This is a genomic window from Plantactinospora sp. BC1, assembly GCF_003030345.1.
GTDB lineage: Bacteria > Actinomycetota > Actinomycetes > Mycobacteriales > Micromonosporaceae > Plantactinospora.
In genome coordinates this window covers 7,303,664-7,322,957 of record NZ_CP028158.1, presented here as the reverse complement: position 1 = coordinate 7,322,957, position 19,294 = coordinate 7,303,664, and the positions used below count along the sequence as shown (strand labels likewise).

21 protein-coding genes are annotated in these 19,294 nt (G+C 72.7%); 8 read left to right on the top strand and 13 right to left on the bottom strand.

The annotated features are described in order from the left end of the window. Positions 1–64: 64 nt before the first annotated feature. Entirely contained in the window at positions 65–1,444 is a 1,380-nt protein-coding gene (locus C6361_RS32165) for an ABC transporter substrate-binding protein (RefSeq protein ID WP_107262677.1), read from the bottom strand. A 318-nt stretch (positions 1,445–1,762) separates the two neighbouring features. Between C6361_RS32165 and C6361_RS32160 the strand changes: the two genes are divergently transcribed. The 4 genes from C6361_RS32160 (at position 1,763) to C6361_RS32145 (ending at position 7,087) form a co-directional block, all read left to right on the top strand. Continuing rightward, complete coding sequence (locus tag C6361_RS32160) at positions 1,763–3,205, top strand: NAD(P)/FAD-dependent oxidoreductase (protein ID WP_107270040.1); 1,443 nt, start codon at positions 1,763–1,765, stop codon at positions 3,203–3,205. A 52-nt stretch (positions 3,206–3,257) separates the two neighbouring features. Then, a complete protein-coding gene (locus C6361_RS32155; RefSeq protein ID WP_107262679.1) occupies positions 3,258–4,259 on the top strand; it encodes a LacI family DNA-binding transcriptional regulator in 1,002 nt (333 codons plus the stop codon). Positions 4,260–4,616: 357 nt separating this feature from the next. Then, positions 4,617–6,254 carry a glycoside hydrolase family 13 protein gene (locus C6361_RS32150; protein ID WP_107271314.1) on the top strand — a complete coding sequence of 546 codons (1,638 nt, stop codon included), beginning with the start codon at positions 4,617–4,619 and terminating at the stop codon, positions 6,252–6,254. A gap of 239 nt (positions 6,255–6,493) precedes the next feature. Beyond that, complete coding sequence (locus tag C6361_RS32145) at positions 6,494–7,087, top strand: pyridoxamine 5'-phosphate oxidase family protein (protein ID WP_107262680.1); 594 nt, start codon at positions 6,494–6,496, stop codon at positions 7,085–7,087. Positions 7,088–7,129: 42 nt separating this feature from the next. Here C6361_RS32145 and C6361_RS32140 read toward each other — a convergent pair whose 3' ends face one another. The 3 genes from C6361_RS32140 to C6361_RS32130 are packed head-to-tail and all read right to left on the bottom strand — an operon-like array spanning position 7,130 to position 9,560. After that, positions 7,130–7,897, bottom strand: a complete 768-nt coding sequence (locus C6361_RS32140) for a crotonase/enoyl-CoA hydratase family protein (protein ID WP_107262681.1) — start codon at positions 7,895–7,897, stop codon at positions 7,130–7,132. Positions 7,898–7,955: 58 nt separating this feature from the next. After that, positions 7,956–8,942: a DMT family transporter gene (locus tag C6361_RS32135; protein WP_107270039.1), complete on the bottom strand. Its 987-nt coding sequence runs from the start codon at positions 8,940–8,942 to the stop codon at positions 7,956–7,958. A 42-nt stretch (positions 8,943–8,984) separates the two neighbouring features. Beyond that, positions 8,985–9,560 (bottom strand): DUF402 domain-containing protein, encoded by a 576-nt coding sequence (locus tag C6361_RS32130; protein WP_107270038.1) that lies wholly within the window; start codon positions 9,558–9,560, stop codon positions 8,985–8,987. Between the two features lie 124 nt (positions 9,561–9,684). Here C6361_RS32130 and C6361_RS32125 point away from each other — a divergent pair, with 124 nt between their 5' ends. After that, a complete protein-coding gene (locus C6361_RS32125) occupies positions 9,685–10,872 on the top strand; it encodes a serine hydrolase (protein WP_107270037.1) in 1,188 nt (395 codons plus the stop codon). 46 nt (positions 10,873–10,918) lie between these two features. Here the strand turns inward: C6361_RS32125 and C6361_RS32120 are convergent, their stop codons facing one another. Further along, complete coding sequence (locus tag C6361_RS32120) at positions 10,919–11,278, bottom strand: nuclear transport factor 2 family protein (RefSeq protein WP_107271313.1); 360 nt, start codon at positions 11,276–11,278, stop codon at positions 10,919–10,921. Between the two features lie 31 nt (positions 11,279–11,309). Beyond that, positions 11,310–12,353: an NAD-dependent epimerase/dehydratase family protein gene (locus C6361_RS32115; protein WP_107270036.1), complete on the bottom strand. Its 1,044-nt coding sequence runs from the start codon at positions 12,351–12,353 to the stop codon at positions 11,310–11,312. A 107-nt stretch (positions 12,354–12,460) separates the two neighbouring features. Between C6361_RS32115 and C6361_RS32110 the strand changes: the two genes are divergently transcribed. The 3 genes from C6361_RS32110 (at position 12,461) to C6361_RS32100 (ending at position 14,506) form a co-directional block, all read left to right on the top strand. Beyond that, a complete protein-coding gene (locus C6361_RS32110) occupies positions 12,461–13,309 on the top strand; it encodes a Rieske 2Fe-2S domain-containing protein (RefSeq protein WP_107270035.1) in 849 nt (282 codons plus the stop codon). Positions 13,310–13,487: 178 nt separating this feature from the next. Next, positions 13,488–14,291, top strand: coding sequence for a helix-turn-helix transcriptional regulator (locus tag C6361_RS32105; RefSeq protein ID WP_107264428.1), 804 nt, complete (start codon positions 13,488–13,490; stop codon positions 14,289–14,291). Further along, the gene (locus C6361_RS32100) at positions 14,282–14,506 is read left to right on the top strand and encodes a DUF397 domain-containing protein (RefSeq protein ID WP_107262686.1); all 225 of its coding nucleotides are present in this window, start codon (positions 14,282–14,284) and stop codon (positions 14,504–14,506) included. Before C6361_RS32105 ends, C6361_RS32100 begins: the two co-directional genes overlap by 10 nt. Before the next feature lie 34 nt (positions 14,507–14,540). Here the strand turns inward: C6361_RS32100 and C6361_RS32095 are convergent, their stop codons facing one another. The 7 genes from C6361_RS32095 to C6361_RS32065 form a co-directional block, all read right to left on the bottom strand. After that, positions 14,541–15,707: a LysM peptidoglycan-binding domain-containing protein gene (locus C6361_RS32095; RefSeq protein ID WP_107270034.1), complete on the bottom strand. Its 1,167-nt coding sequence runs from the start codon at positions 15,705–15,707 to the stop codon at positions 14,541–14,543. Positions 15,708–15,722: 15 nt separating this feature from the next. Then, positions 15,723–16,196, bottom strand: coding sequence for a pilus assembly protein TadG-related protein (locus C6361_RS32090; protein ID WP_107270033.1), 474 nt, complete (start codon positions 16,194–16,196; stop codon positions 15,723–15,725). Beyond that, complete coding sequence (locus C6361_RS32085) at positions 16,193–16,699, bottom strand: TadE/TadG family type IV pilus assembly protein (RefSeq protein WP_234359148.1); 507 nt, start codon at positions 16,697–16,699, stop codon at positions 16,193–16,195. Before C6361_RS32085 ends, C6361_RS32090 begins: the two co-directional genes overlap by 4 nt. Then, a complete protein-coding gene (locus tag C6361_RS32080; protein WP_234359687.1) occupies positions 16,696–17,133 on the bottom strand; it encodes a TadE/TadG family type IV pilus assembly protein in 438 nt (145 codons plus the stop codon). Before C6361_RS32080 ends, C6361_RS32085 begins: the two co-directional genes overlap by 4 nt. Before the next feature lie 87 nt (positions 17,134–17,220). Then, on the bottom strand, positions 17,221–17,463 hold the full coding sequence (locus C6361_RS32075; protein ID WP_107262690.1) for a hypothetical protein: 243 nt from the start codon (positions 17,461–17,463) through the stop codon (positions 17,221–17,223). A gap of 34 nt (positions 17,464–17,497) precedes the next feature. Further along, on the bottom strand, positions 17,498–18,367 hold the full coding sequence (locus C6361_RS32070; protein WP_107264431.1) for a type II secretion system F family protein: 870 nt from the start codon (positions 18,365–18,367) through the stop codon (positions 17,498–17,500). After that, positions 18,367–19,263: a type II secretion system F family protein gene (locus tag C6361_RS32065; RefSeq protein WP_107271311.1), complete on the bottom strand. Its 897-nt coding sequence runs from the start codon at positions 19,261–19,263 to the stop codon at positions 18,367–18,369. The genes C6361_RS32070 and C6361_RS32065 overlap by 1 nt, the downstream gene beginning before the upstream one ends. Positions 19,264–19,294: the final 31 nt, after the last annotated feature.

Here is a 19,294-nt window from a genome sequence, read left to right as displayed (position 1 = left end):
CGGTGACCGTACTGGTGCGGCGGCGGGGTGGGGACCGGTGCCGTCGGCCCCCACCCCGCCGGGATCAGCTCTCGGCGGCCAGGAGCTGGTTGACCTTGTCCTCCGCCGTCTTGAGCAGCGCGTCGACGTTCGCGTTCGGGTTCGTCAGCACCCCGGACATCGCCGCGTCGAGCACCGCGTAGATCGCCTGCGCGTTGCGCGGCTCACCCTTGATCGGGACCGGGGTCGCCTCGAAGAGCGCGAAGTTCGCGGTGTCGAGGTTGGCGTTCGCCTTGCGCAGTTCGAGTTCCTGCTTCTGCGCCTCGCTGCCGTTGGCGAAGAGCAGCGGCTGCGGCAGCCCGACCGGGTAGTTCTGCGGCTTGGCGCGTACGTAGTCGAACTGGCCCTTGCCCGGGGTCAGCTTCTGGTACGCGATCCACTTCAGACCGGCCTTGACCTGCTCCGGAGTGAGGCCCTTCTTGAAGAAGTAGCCCTCGCCGCCGCCGAGCGTCCCCTTGGCCGGGCCGTCCTGGCCGGGCATCGGGGCCATCGCCCAGTCCTGGAACTTGCCCTGGAACTGGCTGACGATCGCCTGGGTGGCGTCCGGCGCGCCGATGAACATGCCGACCTTGCCGGCGGCGGCGTTGGTCAGCAGGTCGCCCCACTGGAGCAGTTGCCGGGCGCCCATGCTGTTGTCGCCGTACCGCATGTCCTTGAGATTCTGTAGGACCTGCCGGCCCATCGGGTTGTTGAAGTCGGCCTTCTTGCCGTCCGGGGTCAGGACCTGGCCGCCCTGGGAGTAGAGCAGGGCGGTGAAGTGCCAGCCGCCGGTGTTGCCGGCGCTGTATTCCGAGTACCCGGCGACGCCGTTGCCGAGCGCGGAGATCTTCTTGGCGGCGGCCCGGACGTCGGCCCAGGTCTTGGGCGGGTTGTTCACGTCCAGTCCGGCCTGCTGGAAGAGGACCTTGTTGTAGACCAGCCCCATCGAGTAGTTCTTCACCGGTACGGCGTAGAGCTTGCCGCCGTCGGTGAAGACCTCCTTGAGCGCCGGGTCGACGCTGTCCCAGGTCGGCACGTTCTCCTTGTTGGCGTACTCGGTGATGTCCATCGCCTGACCGGAGTCCAGCACCTGTTGCAGGTCGGTCATGTACCCGTAGAAGACGTCGGTCACGGTGCCGCCGGCGAGCCGGGCGGTGAAGTCCGGCGGGTTGTTGCACTGCTCGCCGACGCTGACGCTCTTGACGACGATGTCGGGATTCTGCCGCTGGAACTCGGCGACGTCGGCGTTCCAGTTCTGCAACAGCTCCTTCTGGGAGCCGACCGGCTGGCAGTCGACCGTGATGGTGACCTTGCCGCCGGCGTTCGAGTCGCCGTCGTCGCTCTTCGTGGAGCATGCCGTGAGGCTGAGTCCCAGGCCGGCCACGAGCGCCAGCGCCGCGGCCTTCCGGTACTGCGGTACGGACATCTGTCCATCCCTTCGGGAACGGGAGTCTCCATGACCTGTGCGGGTCCGCGGGATCGTCACCGTGGCGGTGTCCTGCGGCTGGTCCGGACCCGCCGTGTGACCGGGCCCTGGAGCTGGGTGGCGTCGTGTGTGAGTGCGGTCACTGTAGCGAGACGAACTCATTCCAGCAAGATGTCGATCGTCTGCTGCAAAGACACGACTTGATTACGGCAGATGGTGACAACGGATTGCCGACGGAGCCGAAATCAGGACAGACGCGACCGAGCTGACCGACCGATCCACCTGGTCGGCCGGGGACGGATCGGGAAAGCTGGCGGTATGGCTGAACAGGAGCGGACGCACGTGCAGACCGACGAGACCGCGACCACGGAGGTGACGGCGGAGGTCGACGTGGTGGTGGTCGGGTTGGGCGTCGGTGGTGAGGAGACGGCGAACCGGCTCGCCGCCGCCGGCCTCTCGGTCGTCGGCATCGAGCGCGACCTCGTCGGCGGCGAGTGTCCGTTCTGGGGGTGCGTGCCGAGCAAGATCATGATCCGGGCCGCGAACGCGCTGGCCGAGGCGCGCCGGGTCGACCAGCTGGCCGGGCAGGCCCGGGTCGAGCCGGACTTCAGCATCGTGGCCAAGCGGATCCGCGAGGAGGCCACCGCCGGCTGGACCGACGACGCCGGGGTGGAGCGGTTCACCTCCAGGGGCGGCCGGTTCGTCCGGGGCTCCGGCCGGCTGGTCGGCCCCGGCCTGGTCCGGGTCGGCGACGAGACGTTCCGGGCCCGGGTCGGCGTCGTGCTGGGTACCGGCACCACCCCGGTGATCCCGCCGGTGCCCGGGCTGGCCGGCACCCCGTACTGGACCAACCGGGAGGCGATGGAGCTATCCGAACTGCCCGGGTCGGTGGTGATCCTCGGCGGCGGGGCGATCGGCGCGGAGGTGGCCCAGGTGCTGGCCCGGTTCGGTGTCCGGGTCGGCATGGTGGAGGCGGGCGAGCGGATCCTCGCCCAGGAGGAGCCGGAGTCGTCGGAACGGGTCGCCGCGGCGCTGCGCGCGGACGGGGTGACGGTGCACACCGGCGCCCGGGCCGAACGGGTGGAGCACGACGGGAGCGGCTTCACCGTGCACCTGGCCGACGGTGACCAGCTCCGGGGCGAACGGCTGCTGGTGGCCACCGGCCGCCGGGCCGTACTCGACACGCTCGGCCTGGAGACGGTCGGGCTGGACCCGACGGGACGGTTCGTGGCCACGGACGACCGGGTGCGGGCCGGCGACGGGATCTGGGCGGTCGGCGACCTGACCGGGCACGGCGCCTTCACCCACGTGGCGATGTACCAGGCCGGGATCGCGATCGACGACATCCTGCGCCGGGCCGGCGTGCTCGACGACACGGCCGGGGACGGACCCCGGGCGGACTACCGGGCACTGCCCCGGGTCACCTTCACCGATCCCGAGGTGGGTGCGGTCGGGCTGACCGAGCGGCAGGCGCGGGACCGGGGACTGAACGTCCGGACCGCCTTCACCCCGCTCTCCGAGTCCAGCCGGGGCTGGATCCACCAGGTCGGCGACGAGGGTTTCATCAAGCTGGTCGCCGACGCCGACCGGGGCGTACTGGTCGGCGCGACCTCGGCCGGGCCGGTCGGTGGCGAGGTGCTCAGCGCGCTGGCGGTGGCGGTACACGCCGAGGTTCCGGTGACGACGCTGGCCGGGATGATCTACGCCTATCCGACGTTCCACCGCGCGATCGAGACGGCGGTACGCGAACTGTTGCAGTAGGCCGGCGAACTTTGGTTCGGTTTTTGCAAGTACCTGTCGTACTATCGCGGCCGTGACCAGAAGACTCACCGAGGTGGCCCGGAAGGCCGGGGTCAGCGAGGCCACGGTGAGCCGGGTGCTCAACGGCCGGGGCGGCGTCTCCGAGAGCACCCGGGTCGCCGTGCTCACCGCGCTGGACGTGCTCGGCTACGAGCGCCCCAGCAAGCTGCGCGGCGAACGGGCCCGGCTGGTCGGGCTCGTCCTGCCGGAGTTGCAGAATCCGATCTTCCCGGCCCTGGCCGAGGTGGTCACCGGGTCGCTGGCCCAGCGCGGGCTCACCCCGGCGCTCTGCGCCCGGACCATCGGCGGAATCTCCGAAATGGACTACGTGGAGATGCTGCTGGACCACCAGGTCTCCGGAGTCATCTTCGCCGGTGGCTCGTACGCGCTGGCCGACGCGCCGCACGACCACTACCGGCGGCTCACCGACCGGGGCCTGCCGGTGGTACTCGTCAACGCCGGTGTCGACGAGCTGGGCTTCCCGTGCGTGTCGACCGACGACGCGGTGGCGGTCGAGCAGGCGTACGGGCACCTGCGCTCGCTCGGCCACGAGCGGATCGGTCTGGTGCTGGGCCCGGCCGACCACGTACCGTCCCGCCGGAAGCTGGCCGCGATGGCGAACGTCGCCGGTTGGGCCGACGACGAGGAGTGTGTCGAGCGGTCCAGCTTCTCCATGGAGGGTGCCCGGGTCGCGGCGAGCAAGCTGATCGAGCGCGGCGTCACCGGGATCATCTGCGCCAGCGACGTGATGGCGCTCGGCACCATCCGGGCGGCCCGTCGGCTGGGGCGGTCGGTGCCGGCCGACATCTCGGTGGTCGGCTTCGACGACTCGGCGCTGATGACCTGCACCGACCCGCCGCTGACCACCGTGCGGCAGCCGATCGAGATGATGGGCCAGGCCGCGGTGGACCTGCTGGTGAACCAGATCGAGGGGGTCGGGGTGCTCACCGACGAGCTGCTCTTCGAGCCCGAGCTGGTGGTACGCGGCTCGACCGCCCCGGCACCCGGGCACTGACCGCCACCGGGATCTCCACCCCGACCTCCGTCGGGCCGTACCGCGCCTCGGTCGGCCCGCCCCGGCCGACCCGCCCGGGGTGACCGGGCACGTCCGGTGCCTGCCCCAGCGGCGGCGTGGCGACCGGCGTCCCTGCTCTGCGCAGCTCTGCCACCCGTCTGCCACCCGCCCGGCGCCGAGGAACTCCCGTCGTCATCTTTCAGAGTTCTGTCGGATTATTGCGGTGCCGCAATCGAGTTTGTATCGTCATCGGCACGAAACGAGGCACATCAGAGGTCCCAGCATCACTCCGACCCCGGGCCCAGCGTGCAGGTGCCGGTGGAACGCTCGCCGGACCGATCCAGAGAGCAGGTACTCGTGTCCACATCAGAGCGCGACCGCCGGTGGTGGCGAGACGCGGTGATCTACCAGGTCTACCCGCGCAGCTTCGCCGACGACAACGGTGACGGCATCGGCGACATCGCCGGCATCCGGAAGCGGCTGGGCTACCTGTCCGGGCTGGGCGTCGACGCCATCTGGTTCGGTCCGTGGTATCCGTCGCCGATGGCCGACGCCGGCTACGACGTCTCCGACTTCCGGGCCATCGAGCCGGTCTTCGGCACCCTCGCCGAGGTCGAGGAGCTGATCGCCGAGGCACACGGGCAGGGCCTGCGGATCATCGCCGACCTGGTGCCGAACCACTGCTCGGACCGGCATCCGTGGTTCCAGGCCGCGCTGGCCGGCGGTCCGGACGCGCCGGAGCGGGAACTGTTCTGGTTTCGTCCCGGACGCGGCCCGGACGGCGACCAGCCGCCGACCGACTGGGTCGGCGAGTTCGGCGGCCAGACCTGGACCCGGACCACCAACCCGGACGGCACCCCCGGCGACTGGTACCTGCACCTCTTCGCCGCCGAACAGCCCGACTTCAACTGGGACCACCCCCGGGTACGCGCCGAGTTCGAGGAGATCCTCCGGTTCTGGTTCGACCGGGGGGTGGACGGCATCCGGATCGACTCGGCGGCGCTGCTGCTCAAGGACGCCACCCTGCCCGAGGTGGTCGACGGCGCGCCGCACCCCTTCCACGACCTGGACGGGGTGCACGACATCTACCGGAGCTGGCGGCGGATCGCCGACAGCTATCCCGAGCCGCGTGCGCTGATCGGCGAGGTGTGGCTGCCGGACCGGCAGCGGTTCACCAACTACCTGCGCCCGGACGAGCTGCACACCGCCTTCAACTTCGACTTCCTCAGCTGCGCCTGGGACGCGGCGAAGCTGCGGGAGAGCATCGACGGCACGCTCGCCGAACACGCCCCGATCGGCGCCCCGGCCACCTGGGTGCTCTCCAACCACGACGTGACCCGGGTGGTCACCCGCTACGGTCGGGCCGACACCACGTTCAGCTTCGCCAGCAAGCGCGAGGGGACGTACACCGACCTGGAACTGGGCACGGTGCGGGCCCGCGCCGCCGCGCTGCTCTCGCTCTCCCTGCCCGGCGCCGCCTACGTCTACCAGGGCGAGGAGCTGGGGCTCTGGGAGGTCGAGGACATCCCACCGGCGTTGCGGCAGGACCCGATGTATCCGCGCTCCGGATTCGTCGACCCCGGCCGGGACGGCTGCCGGGTGCCGCTGCCGTGGGCGGGGGACGCCGCACCGTTCGGGTTCAGCCCGGAGGACGCCTCCACCCCGCCCTGGCTGCCGCAGCCGGCCGCCTGGAAGGACCAGACCGTGCAGGCGCAGACCGACGACCCGCACTCGATGCTGGAGCTGTACCGCGAGGCGATCCGGATCCGGCGGAGCCTGCCCGCGCTCGGCGACGGCACGCTGCGCTGGCTGCCGGCGCCGGACGGGGTACTCGCCTTCGCCCGCGATCCCGGGTTCGCCTGCGTGGTGAACCTCTCCGAGGCTCCCGTGGAGCTTCCGCCGCATCAGGGCCGCCTGCTGGCCAGCCGGCCGGTGGATGGTGACCTGTTGCCGTCCGACACCGCCGTCTGGCTGCGTACCGCCGACGCGAGTTGACGGTACGCGGGCCGGGCGTGGCGGCCACCGCCCCCGTGGCGGTGCCGGCTCCGGTGGGTACGCCGACCTCACCGGTGTCGCGGTGGTGCACGCCGGCGGTGGGGACGCCGACCCCGCCGCCGGCGGGCTCACCGCCGGGCTGACCCGCCGGCCCGAGGTGGCGCACCGCCCTCTCCCGACCGGGGGGAGTTGCCCGGCGCGACTACGGTGGGCCGGGGCTCAGCAGGGAGGATGGCCAGATGGGAAAGACGTACGACCGGATCGACGGCAGGTTACGCACCTTCATCGAGCAGCAGAAGGTCTTCTTCGTGGCGACCGCGCCGCTCGCCGCCGACGGGCACGTCAACCTCTCGCCGAAGGGGCTCGCCGGGTCGCTCGCGGTGCTCGACGAGCGGACCGTGGCATATCTCGACTTCGGTGGCAGCGGGGCGGAGACCGTCGCGCACCTGCGGGAGAACGGCCGGATCACGCTGATGTGGTGCGCCTTCGAGGGCCCGCCGAACATCGTCCGGGTGCACGGCCGGGGCGAGGCGGTGTTCCGGGACGACCCCCGGTGGGCGGAGCTGATCCGGCACTTCCCGGAGCAGTCCGGCTCGCCGGGACTGCGGGCGATCGTGCTGGTCACCGCAGGGCGGATCAGCGACAGTTGCGGCTACTCCGTCCCGTTCATGGACTACCGGGAGGAGCGGACGCTGCACGCCGACTACTTCGGCCGGAAGACCGACGAGGAGTTCGCCGCGTACTGCGAGCGCAAGGACCACGTCGGCAGCAGCATCGACGACCTGCCCGCGCTGCCCCTCCCACTCCCGCCGCTGCCGGCGCTGCCGGCCTGACCCCGAGCCGCCCACCGGTCCGAGCCGCCCGCCGGCCGGGCGTCACGCCGGGGTGTACGACCCGTGCCGGCCCTCGCCCGAGGTGAACCGGGCCACCCCCTCGGTGGCGTCGGTGGCGAGCGAGTTCATCCCGTACGCCAACTCGGTGCGCATGGCTTCCTCCTCCGGCCGACCGGCGGCGGCCAGCACGGAGAGCCGGTCGTTGCGCAGGCAGGTCTGCGGGAAGCCGGCGATCTCGGCGGCCAGCGCCTCGGCGGCGGCCCGTGCCTCGCCCGGCTCGACGAGCCGGTTGACCAGCCCCATCTCGTACGCCTCCGGAGCCGGGACGGGTCGACCGGTCAGGATCAGGTCCATCGCCCGGCTCTGCCCGATCAGCCGGGCCAGCCGCACCGTCCCGCCGTCGATCAGCGGTACGCCCCACCGTCGGCTGAACACCCCGAACACCGCGTCGGACTCGGCGACCCGCAGGTCGCACCAGAGCGCCAACTCCAACCCGCCCGCGACGGCGTACCCGGAGACGGCGGCGATCACCGGCTTGCCGAGTCGCATCCGGGTCGGGCCCATCGGGCCGTCCCCCTCCGGCTCGACCCGGTTGCCGCTGGGTGTGGTGATCGCCTTCAGGTCGGCGCCGGAACAGAACGTGCCGCCCTCGCCCCAGAGCACCCCGACCGAGGCTTCCCGGTCGACGTCGAAGCTCCGGAACGCGGCGGCCAGCTCCCGCGCGGTCGGGCCGTCCACCGCGTTCCTGGTCTCCGGCCGGGACAGTACGACCGTCCGCACCGGACCGTTCTGCTCAACTCGTACGCCCACCGAACAAGGATGCCGTCCCACTCCCCGGCTCCGCACCCCCCAATATCGCCGGTCGGTCTCAGCCGGTCCGCCCCGACCGGCCGGTGAGGGCGCCCAGCGAGGCGGCGACGACACAGCCGATGCCGAGCAGCTGCGGCCAGCCCAGCGTCTCGTGCAGCAGGGCGAGGCCGACCAGCGCCGCGATCGCCGGTTCCAGGCTGAGCAGTACCGCGAAGACCCGGGCCGGCATCCGGCGCAGTGCCGCCATCTCGGCCGAGTACGGCAGCACCGAGGAGAGCAGCGCGACGCCGAGCCCCAGCGTCATGGTCCACGGGTCGAACAGCGCCGTTCCGCTGCCGGCGATCCCGAACGGCAGTACGCAGACCGCTCCGACCGCCATGCCGAGGGCGAGGCCCCGACTGCCGCCCAGCCGGGTGCTGACCGCCTTGCCGAGCACGACGTAACCGGCCCAGCCCAGCGCGATGAGCCCGCAGCAGAGCAGCGCCGTACCGTCGAGCCGGCCCGTCCCGTCCGGGCCGCCACCGCCACCGCCACCGGAGCCGGAGCCGGTCAGGGTGCCGAGGTCGAGCAGGCCGGCGAGCAGCGCCACCCCCAGCCCGGCCAGTACGACCCAGCCGAGGTCCCGGGCCCGACGGCTGGTCGCGACCGAGACCAGCAGCGGGCCGGTGAACGCGATGGTGACCGCGATGCCGAGCGGCACCCGTTGCAGGGCGGTGTAGAAGGCGAAGTTCATCCCGGCCATCGCCACCCCGAACGCCGCGACCAGCCCGGCGGTGCGCCAGCCGAGCCGCAGTGCCGGCCGGGCCACCGCGAGCAGCACCAGGGCGCCGAAGCCGAGCCGCAGTGCGGTCGTACCGCCGGGGCTGGTGGTCCGGAACAGCTGGGTGGCGATCGCCGCGCCGACCTGCGTGGAGACCATGCCGAGCAGCATCAGCAGCGGCGGCGGCACCGCGTCCGGCCCGGCCAGGGCGGCGAGCCGGCCCACGCCGGCCCGCGCCGGCTCCGCCCCCGACGGGCCCACGGTGCAGGTGTACGTCCCGGACATGCCGATCATCCTCCGGCCCGGGCCGCCCCGAAGGCGAGCGGGTTACCGGCCGGTGATCGTGTCGAAGCCGCTGACGGCCAGTTCGGCCAGCTCGTCGAGGGCCTGCCGGGCCCGGGCGGCCGTCTGCGGCTCCCGCTCGGGCAGGCCGCTGGCGACGAACTCGTCCTCGTCGAGCCGGAGCACCTGGCTCAGGTCGGCGGAGACCCACAGGTCGAGGTCCAGGTCCGGCACCACGACCACGCCGTCCCGGACGGTCGCCGGCCGGGACACGTCGCAGTACCAGCCCTTGAGGGTGCCGGCGGCGTCGTACACCTCCTTGACCGAGTACCACCGGTCCCGCCAGTAGTGCTCGGTCCAGACGTCGCCCGGCACGAACCGGACGAAGCCCATGTCCCGGACGACGTCCTTGCCCCAGGGAGCCCGGACCACCAGGTGGGTGCCGTCGTCGGAGAGCACCGACGCGGGATAGCTCAGGTCCGGCCGGGGAGCCTTGACCAGGCGGACGGTCACCGGCTGGCCGACCGCGAGAACCTCGGCACCGCCGTCGCCGCCACCGTTGCTGTCGCCGCCACCGTTGCCGTCGTTGCCGCCACCGTTGCCGTCGTCCCGGACCGTCATGCCGTTCCCCCCGCGTGCCGTGTCGTCGCGGCCGACGGTACCGGACCCCTAGGTGGTGGCTTCGGGGTCAGGCCAGGGCAGTGACCGGATGTCCGGAGGTGCGGTACGGCAAGAGACTCGGACGATGAAGATCAGCAAGGGTCGTACCCGCGCCGTCGCCCTGGTGGCCGCCGCCGCACTCGGCGCCGCCCCGCTCGCCTCGCCCGCGAGCGCCGCCGGCCCGGCCGCGACCCGGCACAGACCCGCGGCCTGCCCGGCCGGCCACCTGGAGACGGCCGCCCTGGAACAGGCGATGGCCGGCCTTCCCGACGAGGCGGTGGCGACCAGCGCGCAGGTCCGGGTGACCACCCCCGACGGCTGCTGGACCGGCGCCACCGGTGTGGCGAGGCTGCGCACCGAGGCGCCGGTGCCGCGCAACGCCCGGTTCCGGATCGGCAGCGTGACCAAGGTGTTCACCGCCACGGTGGTGCTCAAGCTCGCCGCCGAGGGCCGGATCGACCTGGGCGCCCCGGTCCAGCGGTACCTGCCGGGCCTGCTGCCCGCCGACTATCCGACGGTGACCGTACGGCAACTGCTCGACCACACCAGCGGACTGCCCAGCCCGACCCTCCCGGACGACATCGAGTGGGCGCTCGCGCACCGCTACGACCGGTGGACGCCCGAGCAGCTCGTCCGGCTCGGACTGCGCAACGAGCGCGCGTTCGACCCCGGGAAGAAGCAGCAGTACACCAACATGGGTTACATCGTCGCCGGGATGCTGATCGAGAAGGTGACCGGCCACTCGTACGCCCGGGAGATGCGCAGGCAGATCTTCCAGCCGCTCGGCCTGCACGACACGTACGTCCCCGGCGACGACCCGACGATCCGCGGTCCGCACGCACACGGCTACCAGAGCGTGACCCGGAACGGGACCGGCACGCTGGTCGACGTGACGAACTGGAACCAGAGCATCACCCCGGCCGCCGGTGACCTGATCTCGACCCTGGCCGACCTGGACACCTTCGCCGAAGCGCTGTTCGGCGGCCGGCTGCTCCCGGCCGCCCAGCTCGCCGAGATGTTCACCCTGCCGGCGGTCGACGACGTCGACGGCGGACCCGCGCTCTACAGCGTCGGGCTGACCGCCTTCCGGCTGCCGACCGGGGAAACCCTCTGGGTCAAGTCCGGCTCCCGGTACGGCTACTCCGCCGCGCTCGCCGGCACCCGGGACGGCTCGTTCCGGGTCGCCTACTCGGTGACCTCGACCGACGCCAAGGGCGACGGCCAGAACCCGGTCACCGGGGCCATCGTCCAGGCGGTGCTGGGCATGCGCTGACGGAAGACGTTCCCGGGGACGTGTCGGGGCGGCCGGTGCCGGCTGGTCAGGAGGGCGGCGAGAAGGGCCACTCCTCGAACGCCGCGCACCGGCCGTCTCCGGCGAAAGTCATGATCCAGAGGTCCCGGAACTCCTCGCCGTTGCCGTACCGGACCTCGATCCGGGCCACCCCGACGTCGCCGTCCACCGCGACGATCTGGCTGGTCATCTCGAACTCCTCGTCCGGCCCCTCCCGCTCGGCCTCCCACATCTCGCCGATGTCGTGCAGGCCGACCACCGGCCGCTGGTAGGGCCCCGGCAGGTAGCTCGCGTCCGGGGTGAAGAGCGCGGAGAGCGGTTCGGTGCCCGGCGCACGCCAGGCCCGCTCGTAGCCGACGATCCAGTCCTGCACCCGGGTCCGGTCCATGACGCCCTCCATGAGGCTCGACTGTGCCACGTCAGGCCGCCTGACGGTCGGCGAACCGTTCCGTCGGCCGCAACGGCGGGCTCGTCGTCCCCGAGCCGGCGGCGATCCCGGTGAGCAGGTCCCGCAGCGCGTCCCGGGCGTCCCGCCGGGGTCGCCAGCCCAACTCCCGCTCGGCCCGCGAGCAGTCCAGCAGCGGTACCGCCGCACCCATCTCCAGCCAACCCTCGTCCATCGGTACCAGCCGGGTCCACCAGGCGGCCCGGGCCAGCAGCCGGAGCAGCGTCAACGGCAGCGGCGCCGCCCAACCGCCCAGCTCCGCCGCGACCAGCGGCCCGTCCACCACCGGCTCGGCGGCGATGTTGAACGCGCCGGTCCGGTCGCTGCGCAACGCCCGCAGGTACGCCTCGGCGGCGTCGTCCGCGTGCACCACCTGGACCCGGAGCCGCCGGTGCCTCGGTACCACCGGCAGCCGCCCCGAGCGGAGCAGCGAGACCGGGGCGAACCGGCCCAGGAAGTAGCGGGTGACCTCGGCACCGGCGTCGTGCTGGAGCACCAGCGCGGTGCGCAGCCGGGTGACCCGGAGTACCGGATAGTCCCGCTCGGCGTCGGCGAGCATCGCCTCCACGGCCGCCTTGTCGACGCTGTAACCGGAGCGGCCGACGCCGGTGACCGGCCAGTTCTCGTCGACCCGCCGGTCCTTCGGCCCGGGGGCGTACGTCCCGACCGACGACGCGTACACCAGCTTCGGTACCCCGGCCGCCAGCATCGCGTTGAGGACGTGCCGGCTGCCGTTGATGTTGGTCTGGCGCAGCCGCGCCCGGTGGTGACCGGGCTGGATCTGCCAGGCCAGGTGCACCACCGCGTCCACCCCGGCGAGCCGCTCGGCGAGCGAGTGCAGGCAGGCGGGGTCCCCGAGATCGGCGGCGTGCCACCGCACCCGGTCGTACGGCGGCCCGGCGTCCGGCGGCGGGCAGCGCCGGGCGATGCCGATCACCTCGATGTCCGACTCGCGGGCCAGCCGACGCAGCAACGCCGTACCGACGTTGCCGGTGGCCCCGGTGATCGCGATCCGCATGTCGGCCGGTCTACCCGGAGGACGCCCGGGTAACCCGGCCGGGTGATATCGGACGGCTCCGTCGAGCCGCGAGGTTTGTCCGGCCAGGCGCCGGGTAGTCCGGGTCGGTGCGAGCAATCCTGAAACTTGAGCAGGCGACCGGCCTGGACCGGACGGCGGAACGCATGCAGCGGGTCGTCGCCGCAGCGATCCGGCCGCAGTGGCTACGCGACCTCCTGCACGGGGTGCCGATCGGGCATCCGCTGCATCCGGCGCTGGTGCAGGTGCCGATCGGCGCCTGGATGAGTACCGCGGTGCTGGACCTGATGCCGAACCAGCGGCGCGCCGCCACCACCCTGGTGGCGGTCGGCACGGCCGTCGCGGTGCCGACCGCGATCTCCGGCTGGAACGACTGGGGGGCACTCTCCCGGGAGCAGCAGCGGGTGGGCCTGGTGCACGCGCTCGCCAACGGCGTCGCCATCGCGATGTACGCCGGCTCGCTGGCCGCCCGACTCTCCGGGCGGCGCGGCCTCGGCCGTACCCTCGGCTACCTGGGCCTGGCCGCCGTCGGCAGCGGCGGATTCATCGGCGGGCACCTCGCCTACAAGCAGGCGGCCAACGTCAACCAGGGCGTGCCGGACCTGCGCCGGATCGAGGACGGCTGGCACGCGCTGGCGGACATGTCCGCGCTGCCGGAGAAGGAACTGCTGACCCGCCGGATCGACGACATCGCGGTCATCGTCTACCGGCAGGGCGACGACGTCACGGTGATGCTGGAACGCTGCGCCCACCAGAGCGGCCCGCTCGGTGCCGGCGAGGTCGTCCAGGAGAACGGGCGGACCTGCGTGAAGTGCCCCTGGCACGGCAGCATGTTCGAGCTGGACGGCGGCGAGGTGGTGCACGGCCCGGCCAGCACCGACCAGCAGGTCCTGCCCACCCGGGTGGTCGGCGGCGTCCTACAGACCCGCCTGCCCTGAGGACAGTCCATACTTGGCCCTTACGTTCCGCAATCGAGACGTTTCTTTCCGGAGTTCGTGGCGCTAGCCTGTGCAGGGTTTACATCCGTCTGCATCAGCGGATATGCGCGCTGCACTCCCGGTACGGCGTTCTGCATCGGCGTGGGCCGCATGTCACCCGTATCGCCCGGAGGACTCCATGGAGCGCTCGCCCATGCTCGAACACTTCGCCGAGGAACTGCGGCTCGCCAGGTCGGCGGCAGGTATGTCGCAGGAAGCGCTCGCCGAGGCGATCAACTATTCCCAGGCGATGGTGGCCAAGGTGGAGAACTGCGGGCGGCGTCCGAGCCTGGACTTCGCCCGTCGTTGCGACAGGCTGTTCGACACCGACGGGCGGTTCGAACGGATCCAGAAGCGGATCAGCCGAGAGATCATCGTTCAGTACTTCCGTGAGTGGGCCGGCGTCGAGCAGGAGGCCAAAGCGCTGCGCTGGTTCGAACCGGCGTACGTGCCGGGCCTTCTCCAGACCGAGGCGTACGCCCGGACCGTGCTGTCCAGCACCGGCCTGCTCACCACCGAGGAGGTCGAGCAGCAGGTGACCGCCCGGCTGGACCGACAGGAGATCCTGACCCGGGACAAGCCGCCGCTGTTCACGGTCGTTCTTGACGAGTCCGCGCTGCGCCGACCGATCGGCGGCCCTGCGGTGATGCGTGAACAGCTCCTGCACCTGGTCAAGGTCGGTACCAGCCTGCCTCAGGTGCGGATCCACGTCGTACCGTCCAGAGTCGGCGCGTACGCCGGGCTCGACGGGCCGTTCATCATCGCCACCCCGCCGGTCGGTGAGCCGGTCGCGTACTTCGAAGGCCACTTCCACGGGCAGATGGTCGACCGTGCGGATTACGTGAACCATATGCTCGATGTCTGGGACTCGATCCGGGGCGAGGCGCTCCCTCACCAGCAGTCGATCGAGTTGATAGCGGAGGTGGCGGAGACGTGGACCTGACCAACGCGGAGTGGCGGAAGAGCAGCCGGAGCAACAGCAGCGGTGGTGCCTGCGTAGAGGTCGCGGCCAACCTGCCCGGCGTCGTCGCGGTCAGGGACAGCAAGGATCCGGCCGGTCCGGCGCTGACCGTCGGCCCTGAACCGTGGCGAGCCTTTGTCGCCCACGTCGGCGTCCTGACCGACCGGACACCCGCACAGGGCCTGTCCGTCGCCTGACGGCTGTCCCAGGCCGGCCGGCCGTCCCTGCCGTTCAGTCGTGTTGCCGATGTCGACCGTTGCCGAAGGAAGGCCGGCGGCCCGAGCGGTTGCGCAGCCCGAAGACCGCACCGACCTGCGCGCCGACGATGCTGGCCACGGCGATCACCGCGGAGACCGCGAGTGGCCGGTTCAGTTCCTCCGCCGCACCGGCCCGGGAGGCGGTGACCCGGTACGTGGTGCCGTCGTCGTCACCACCGGAGGGCTGCGCGGGCGGCGGCTCGGCCGGAGGCCGGGTACCGGGCGGTGGCTGCGGAGCCTCCGGCTGCCCGGCCTCCGGTTGCCCGGTCTTCGGCGCCGGGTCGGCGGGTACGGTCTGCGGCCAGCCACCGGGCGGCGGCGGGGTCGCGACCAGCCCGGTGGCGTGCTGGCGGGCACCCCGGTCCTCGGCGGCCGGCGGCAGGTTCAGTAGCTGGCCCGGCCGGATCCGGTCCGGATCGCGGATCTCGTTGAGTCGGGCCAGTTCCGGATAGCGGTCGAAGTCGCCGAGGTAGCGGCCGGCGATGTGGCCCAGGTAGTCACCCTTCTCCACCCGGTAGACCGGCTCCGGCTGCTCCTCCGGCTTCCCGGCCAGCCACTGCGGCGCGGGCCCGGAGGCCGGTTCCGCCGCCAGCCAGTGCGGCGCCGGCCCCGACGCCGGCCCGTCTCCGCTGACCGGCTGCACCCCGGGCGCCGCCTGCCCGACGCCGACCGGCTGCCCGGCCGTCTCCGGTGGCCCTGCCAGGCCCGGTTGGGCGGCTGCTGCCGCTGCCGTCGGCCCGAGGACGGTGCTGGCGGCGGTGGCGGCCGGGCTGACCGCCAGGACCAGCGCCACCGAGCCGACCAGGGTCGCGGCCCAGCGTTGCTGACGGCCGAGTCCGGGCAGCCGGATCGCCGGCCGGCGCAGGATCCGGGCCGGGATCTCGACGAGTACCGAGAGGGCGAAGGTGGCCCAGCCGGCCCAGCCGACGACCGCCAGTGCCCGGAGGAAGAGTTGACCGTCGTCCCGGCTGGTCAGCGCGGTGCCGATCTCGTCGAGCCCCGGCACGTGGTCCGGCAGCGGATTGCCGGCCAGGGCGAGCAGCGCGAGGGGCGCGCCGACCAGCAGTCCGATCAGGACGATCAACGCCCCGAGCCCGGTGCAGAACTGGCCGGCCCGGCGGGCCGCCCGGGATGCAGGCATGACTATGCCCCCTATTCAGCGGTTCGTCGTGGTGAGGAGTGTCGCGGTGGCCGTACCGGGCACCGTGATGTTGTCGGCGAAACCGAACAGGTCGAGGAAGACCGTGTCGTAGTCGAGTTCGAGGTTGACCGTCAGCGTGGAGTTGTCCCCGGCGACCGCGAAGTCGACCTCCCAGCGCTCGACGCCGTCCACGCTCGCCAGGTAGTTGCCGACCGCCGTCCGGGCGGCCGGCTGGTCCAACAGGGTGGTGCCGTCGAGGAGCAACTGCCCGAGGTCGATCGCCTGGCCGCCGGCCCGGGCCGCCTCGGCCGCCAGGTTGTCGGCGCGCTGCATCGTGCGGAGCTGGCCGGCGCCGTCGTACGCCAGCCCGATGATCGCGAGTACGCCGATCAGCGCGACCGCGAGGAAGAGGCTGACCCGCCCCGAGTCCGGTCCGAGTCGGTGCTCCGGCCCGACGAGGTCACCGGCGGCGGGGCGTCGGGCGCTCACCCGGCGCTCCGGCCACGGTAGCGGTCCAGTGGGGACGCGAACGTCGCCTCGACGGTGCTGTACCTCCGTACGCCCGGCAGCAGCGGCATCCGCAGGTCCCGTACCGAGACGTCGCAGGTGACCGTGACGACGACCGAGGCGTCGGTGCCGAGGCCGGTCACGTACGTCTCGTCGAAGCCGGTCCGCTGGCCGTCGACCGTACCGGCGAAGTCCAACTCCGGCTCGTCCGAGCAGGAGAGCCCCTCCGCGTCGAGCCGGCTCCGCACCGCCGCCCGTGCCGCGTCCCGCCCGTCGCCCGCCGTACGCGAGATCGAGGCGGCCCGGGCGGCGTCGTGCGCGGCGGCCTCGATCGCCTCGTGCGCGACGGCGGTCCGGCCGGCGACCCCGGCCAGCGCGACCAGGGCGAGGAAGGCCGGGGTGAGGATCGCGGTCTCCACCGACACCGACCCCCGGTCCCGGCCGCGCCCCCGCAGCCGCCGCGCGCCGTCCCGCACGGTCGTCACGGTGTCTCCTCGTCGGTGAACCGTTCCACGGTGCCGAAGGCCGTCTCGCTGATCGGCGGCAGCGAGATCAGCGGCACGACCCGGAGCGGCTCGCCGGTGACGGTGGCGCTCACCTGGGTGTCGTCCGGCTCCACGGCGGTGACCGTCACCTCCCAGCCGGCCAGCCAGTCGCCGGCCCGCTCCAGGAAGTCCTCGGCGCGCTGCTGCCCCACCCCCGGCTCGGCCTGGTAGGCGCGTTGCGCGCTGACCGCCGACTGGGCGGCGTTCAGTGCGGTGGCCCGGGCGATGAACCAGGCGGCGGCCTGGATCGAGGCGAGCAGCAGGATCAGGATGGCCGGCATCAGCACGGCCAACTCGACGGGGTTGGCACCCCGGTCCCGTTCCACCCCGGCCAGCCGCCCGCCGACGATCCGGTCCCGCCGCACACGGACCAGCCGCCCACCACCGCGCCGGCGCGACCGGCGCCCGGCCGTCGTCGCCGGAGGCCGGTGCCGGATGCGGTCGCGCGGTCCTGGCACGGATCAGTCCTGCGGCAGTCCGGGGTCGCCGCCGGTGTCGGCGCCGCCGCCCGGCTCCGGAATGGCGTCCATCCAGTCGGTGACGCTGCGGGACACGGCGACGGTGACCGCCAGGGCGGCGGCCACCAGACCAAAGATGATCACTGCGGTCGGGACCGGGCTGTCACCCCGATCCCCCTCACCGGTACGGCGCAGCTCGGCGATCCGCACGACGAACGCAATGTGCAGGTAGTTGATGATCGACATTGCGGTCTCCCTTCAGGGCAACGGTGGGTCGGGGTCAGATCCGGGCCACGAACGGATAGAGCACGAAGCCGACGAGTACGAAGACCAGCAGCGCGCCCGGCACGTCCAGCCGGCTGGTCACCGCCTCGGCCCGGGCCAGGTTGTCGGTCCGGATCTGGTCGCGCAGCGAGTCGGCCCGGCCCCGCAGCGAGTCGTGCACCTGTGCGCCCTCGGTGCCGGAGGACTGCATGATCGCCCCCACGTCGCCGAGTTCCGGGATGCCGATCTTCTCGGCCAGGTCGCGCAGCTCGTCCCAGGGCGAGTGCATCTGCAACTGGGCCAGCCGCAGCGCCTCCCGGATCCGCTCGAAGACCCAGCCGTCGCAGACCTCGGCCGCCCGCTCCAGCGCCTGCACCGGACCGTGCGCGGCCGACAGTTGCAGGGCGACCAGGTCCAGATAGGCGCAGACGGCCTGCCGGAACTCGCGCCGGGCCCGCTCCGCCTTGACCAGTACGCTCCGGTGCGCCATCAGCACGCAGAGCAGCGCGAAGCCGAGCGCGCCGACGGTCGGCACCACGAACGGCAGCCGGATCCCGGCCAGGAAGAGGATCGCGGTCGACACCGCCGGAGTGGCGAGCCCGATCAGCCCGGAGAGCAGCAACGACAGCGTGTACTGCTCCGGCGACTGCCCGATCAGCGCGAGCTGCCGGTGCGGCGGACGCAGCCAGCGGGCCGTACCGGCGAGCCAGTCGAGATCGCGGCGGGACGCCCGGGCCGGACGACTCAACCCGGCCGGCTGGTGCAGCCGGCGCAGCGCCGGACCGAGCGCCGGAGTCGCCGGCAACGCCTCCCGGACCAGCAGGAACAGTCCCAGCCCGACGGCGGCGCCGCCGAGTACCCCGAACGTCAGGTGCCAGTTCAGAATCATTTCAGCGCCGCCTCGCGGTCCGGCGGGGCGAGGAACCGGGCCGGCCGGGGCGGCAGGCTCATCGCCCGTACCCAGGCCAGCAGGGCGACGAAGGCGGCACCGAGCAGTACCATCACCAACTGCCCGTCCGGGGTGCCGTACGGCTCCATGTAGTCCGGGTTCAGCAGCCCGTACGCCAGGACCAGCAGGGTCATCCCGGTCAGGAAGCGCACCGCGAACCGGGGTTGCGCCCGCTTCGCCTCCACCTCACGCCGGGTCACCACCTCGGCCGCCGCCGCCGAGGCGATCGCCCCGAGCACGTCACCCAACCGCTCACCCCGGTCGGTCAGGTGCAGGATCAGCGCGGCGACCACCTGGTCGCAGACCGGGTCACCGATCTCCTCGGCGAAGGCCAGCAGTGCGGCCCGCCCCTGCCAGCCGGCCGCCAGCCTGGCGGCGAGCAGGCGTACCTCCTCGTCGACCTGGTCCGGTGCGGTCGCGACCGTACCGATGATCGCCTGCTGGAGGCCCTGGCCGGTGCCGGAGACGTCCTTCAGCCGGCGGGTCCACTCGCCGATCGCCTCGATCCGGTTGATCGCCCGCCGTTCGGCCCGGCCGGTGCCGAGCAGCCACGGCACGCCCGGCACCGCGACGGCGACCAGCAGCCCGACCACCGGCAGCCCGGTGAGCAGGAACGCCACCGCCCCGGCCACGACCGCCCCGACCAGCAGCGTCTGGTGCGCCCGCCGCTCCCGGGCACTCGTCCCCGGGCCGAGCCAGAGCCGACGCAGCACCGAGTCGCGGCGCGGCGTCGCCGGCCGTTTCGTCCCGACCAGCGCGGCCACCACCAGCACCAGCCCGGTCGCGCAGGCGATTCCGGAGAGTACGGCGATCAGCTCGATCTGCGACGGCAGCGTCACGATGCCACCCCCGCGCCCCGAGCAC

Coding starts and splice junctions, on each gene's coding strand:
- C6361_RS32165 (WP_107262677.1), bottom strand. CDS start 1,444: ATGTCCGTACCGCAGTACCGGAAGGCCGCGGCGCTGGCGCTCGTGGCC.
- C6361_RS32160 (WP_107270040.1), top strand. CDS start 1,763: ATGGCTGAACAGGAGCGGACGCACGTGCAGACCGACGAGACCGCGACC.
- C6361_RS32145 (WP_107262680.1), top strand. CDS start 6,494: ATGGGAAAGACGTACGACCGGATCGACGGCAGGTTACGCACCTTCATC.
- C6361_RS32135 (WP_107270039.1), bottom strand. CDS start 8,942: ATGTCCGGGACGTACACCTGCACCGTGGGCCCGTCGGGGGCGGAGCCG.
- C6361_RS32130 (WP_107270038.1), bottom strand. CDS start 9,560: ATGACGGTCCGGGACGACGGCAACGGTGGCGGCAACGACGGCAACGGT.
- C6361_RS32125 (WP_107270037.1), top strand. CDS start 9,685: ATGAAGATCAGCAAGGGTCGTACCCGCGCCGTCGCCCTGGTGGCCGCC.
- C6361_RS32120 (WP_107271313.1), bottom strand. CDS start 11,278: ATGGACCGGACCCGGGTGCAGGACTGGATCGTCGGCTACGAGCGGGCC.
- C6361_RS32115 (WP_107270036.1), bottom strand. CDS start 12,353: ATGCGGATCGCGATCACCGGGGCCACCGGCAACGTCGGTACGGCGTTG.
- C6361_RS32105 (WP_107264428.1), top strand. CDS start 13,488: ATGGAGCGCTCGCCCATGCTCGAACACTTCGCCGAGGAACTGCGGCTC.
- C6361_RS32095 (WP_107270034.1), bottom strand. CDS start 15,707: ATGCCTGCATCCCGGGCGGCCCGCCGGGCCGGCCAGTTCTGCACCGGG.
- C6361_RS32075 (WP_107262690.1), bottom strand. CDS start 17,463: ATGTCGATCATCAACTACCTGCACATTGCGTTCGTCGTGCGGATCGCC.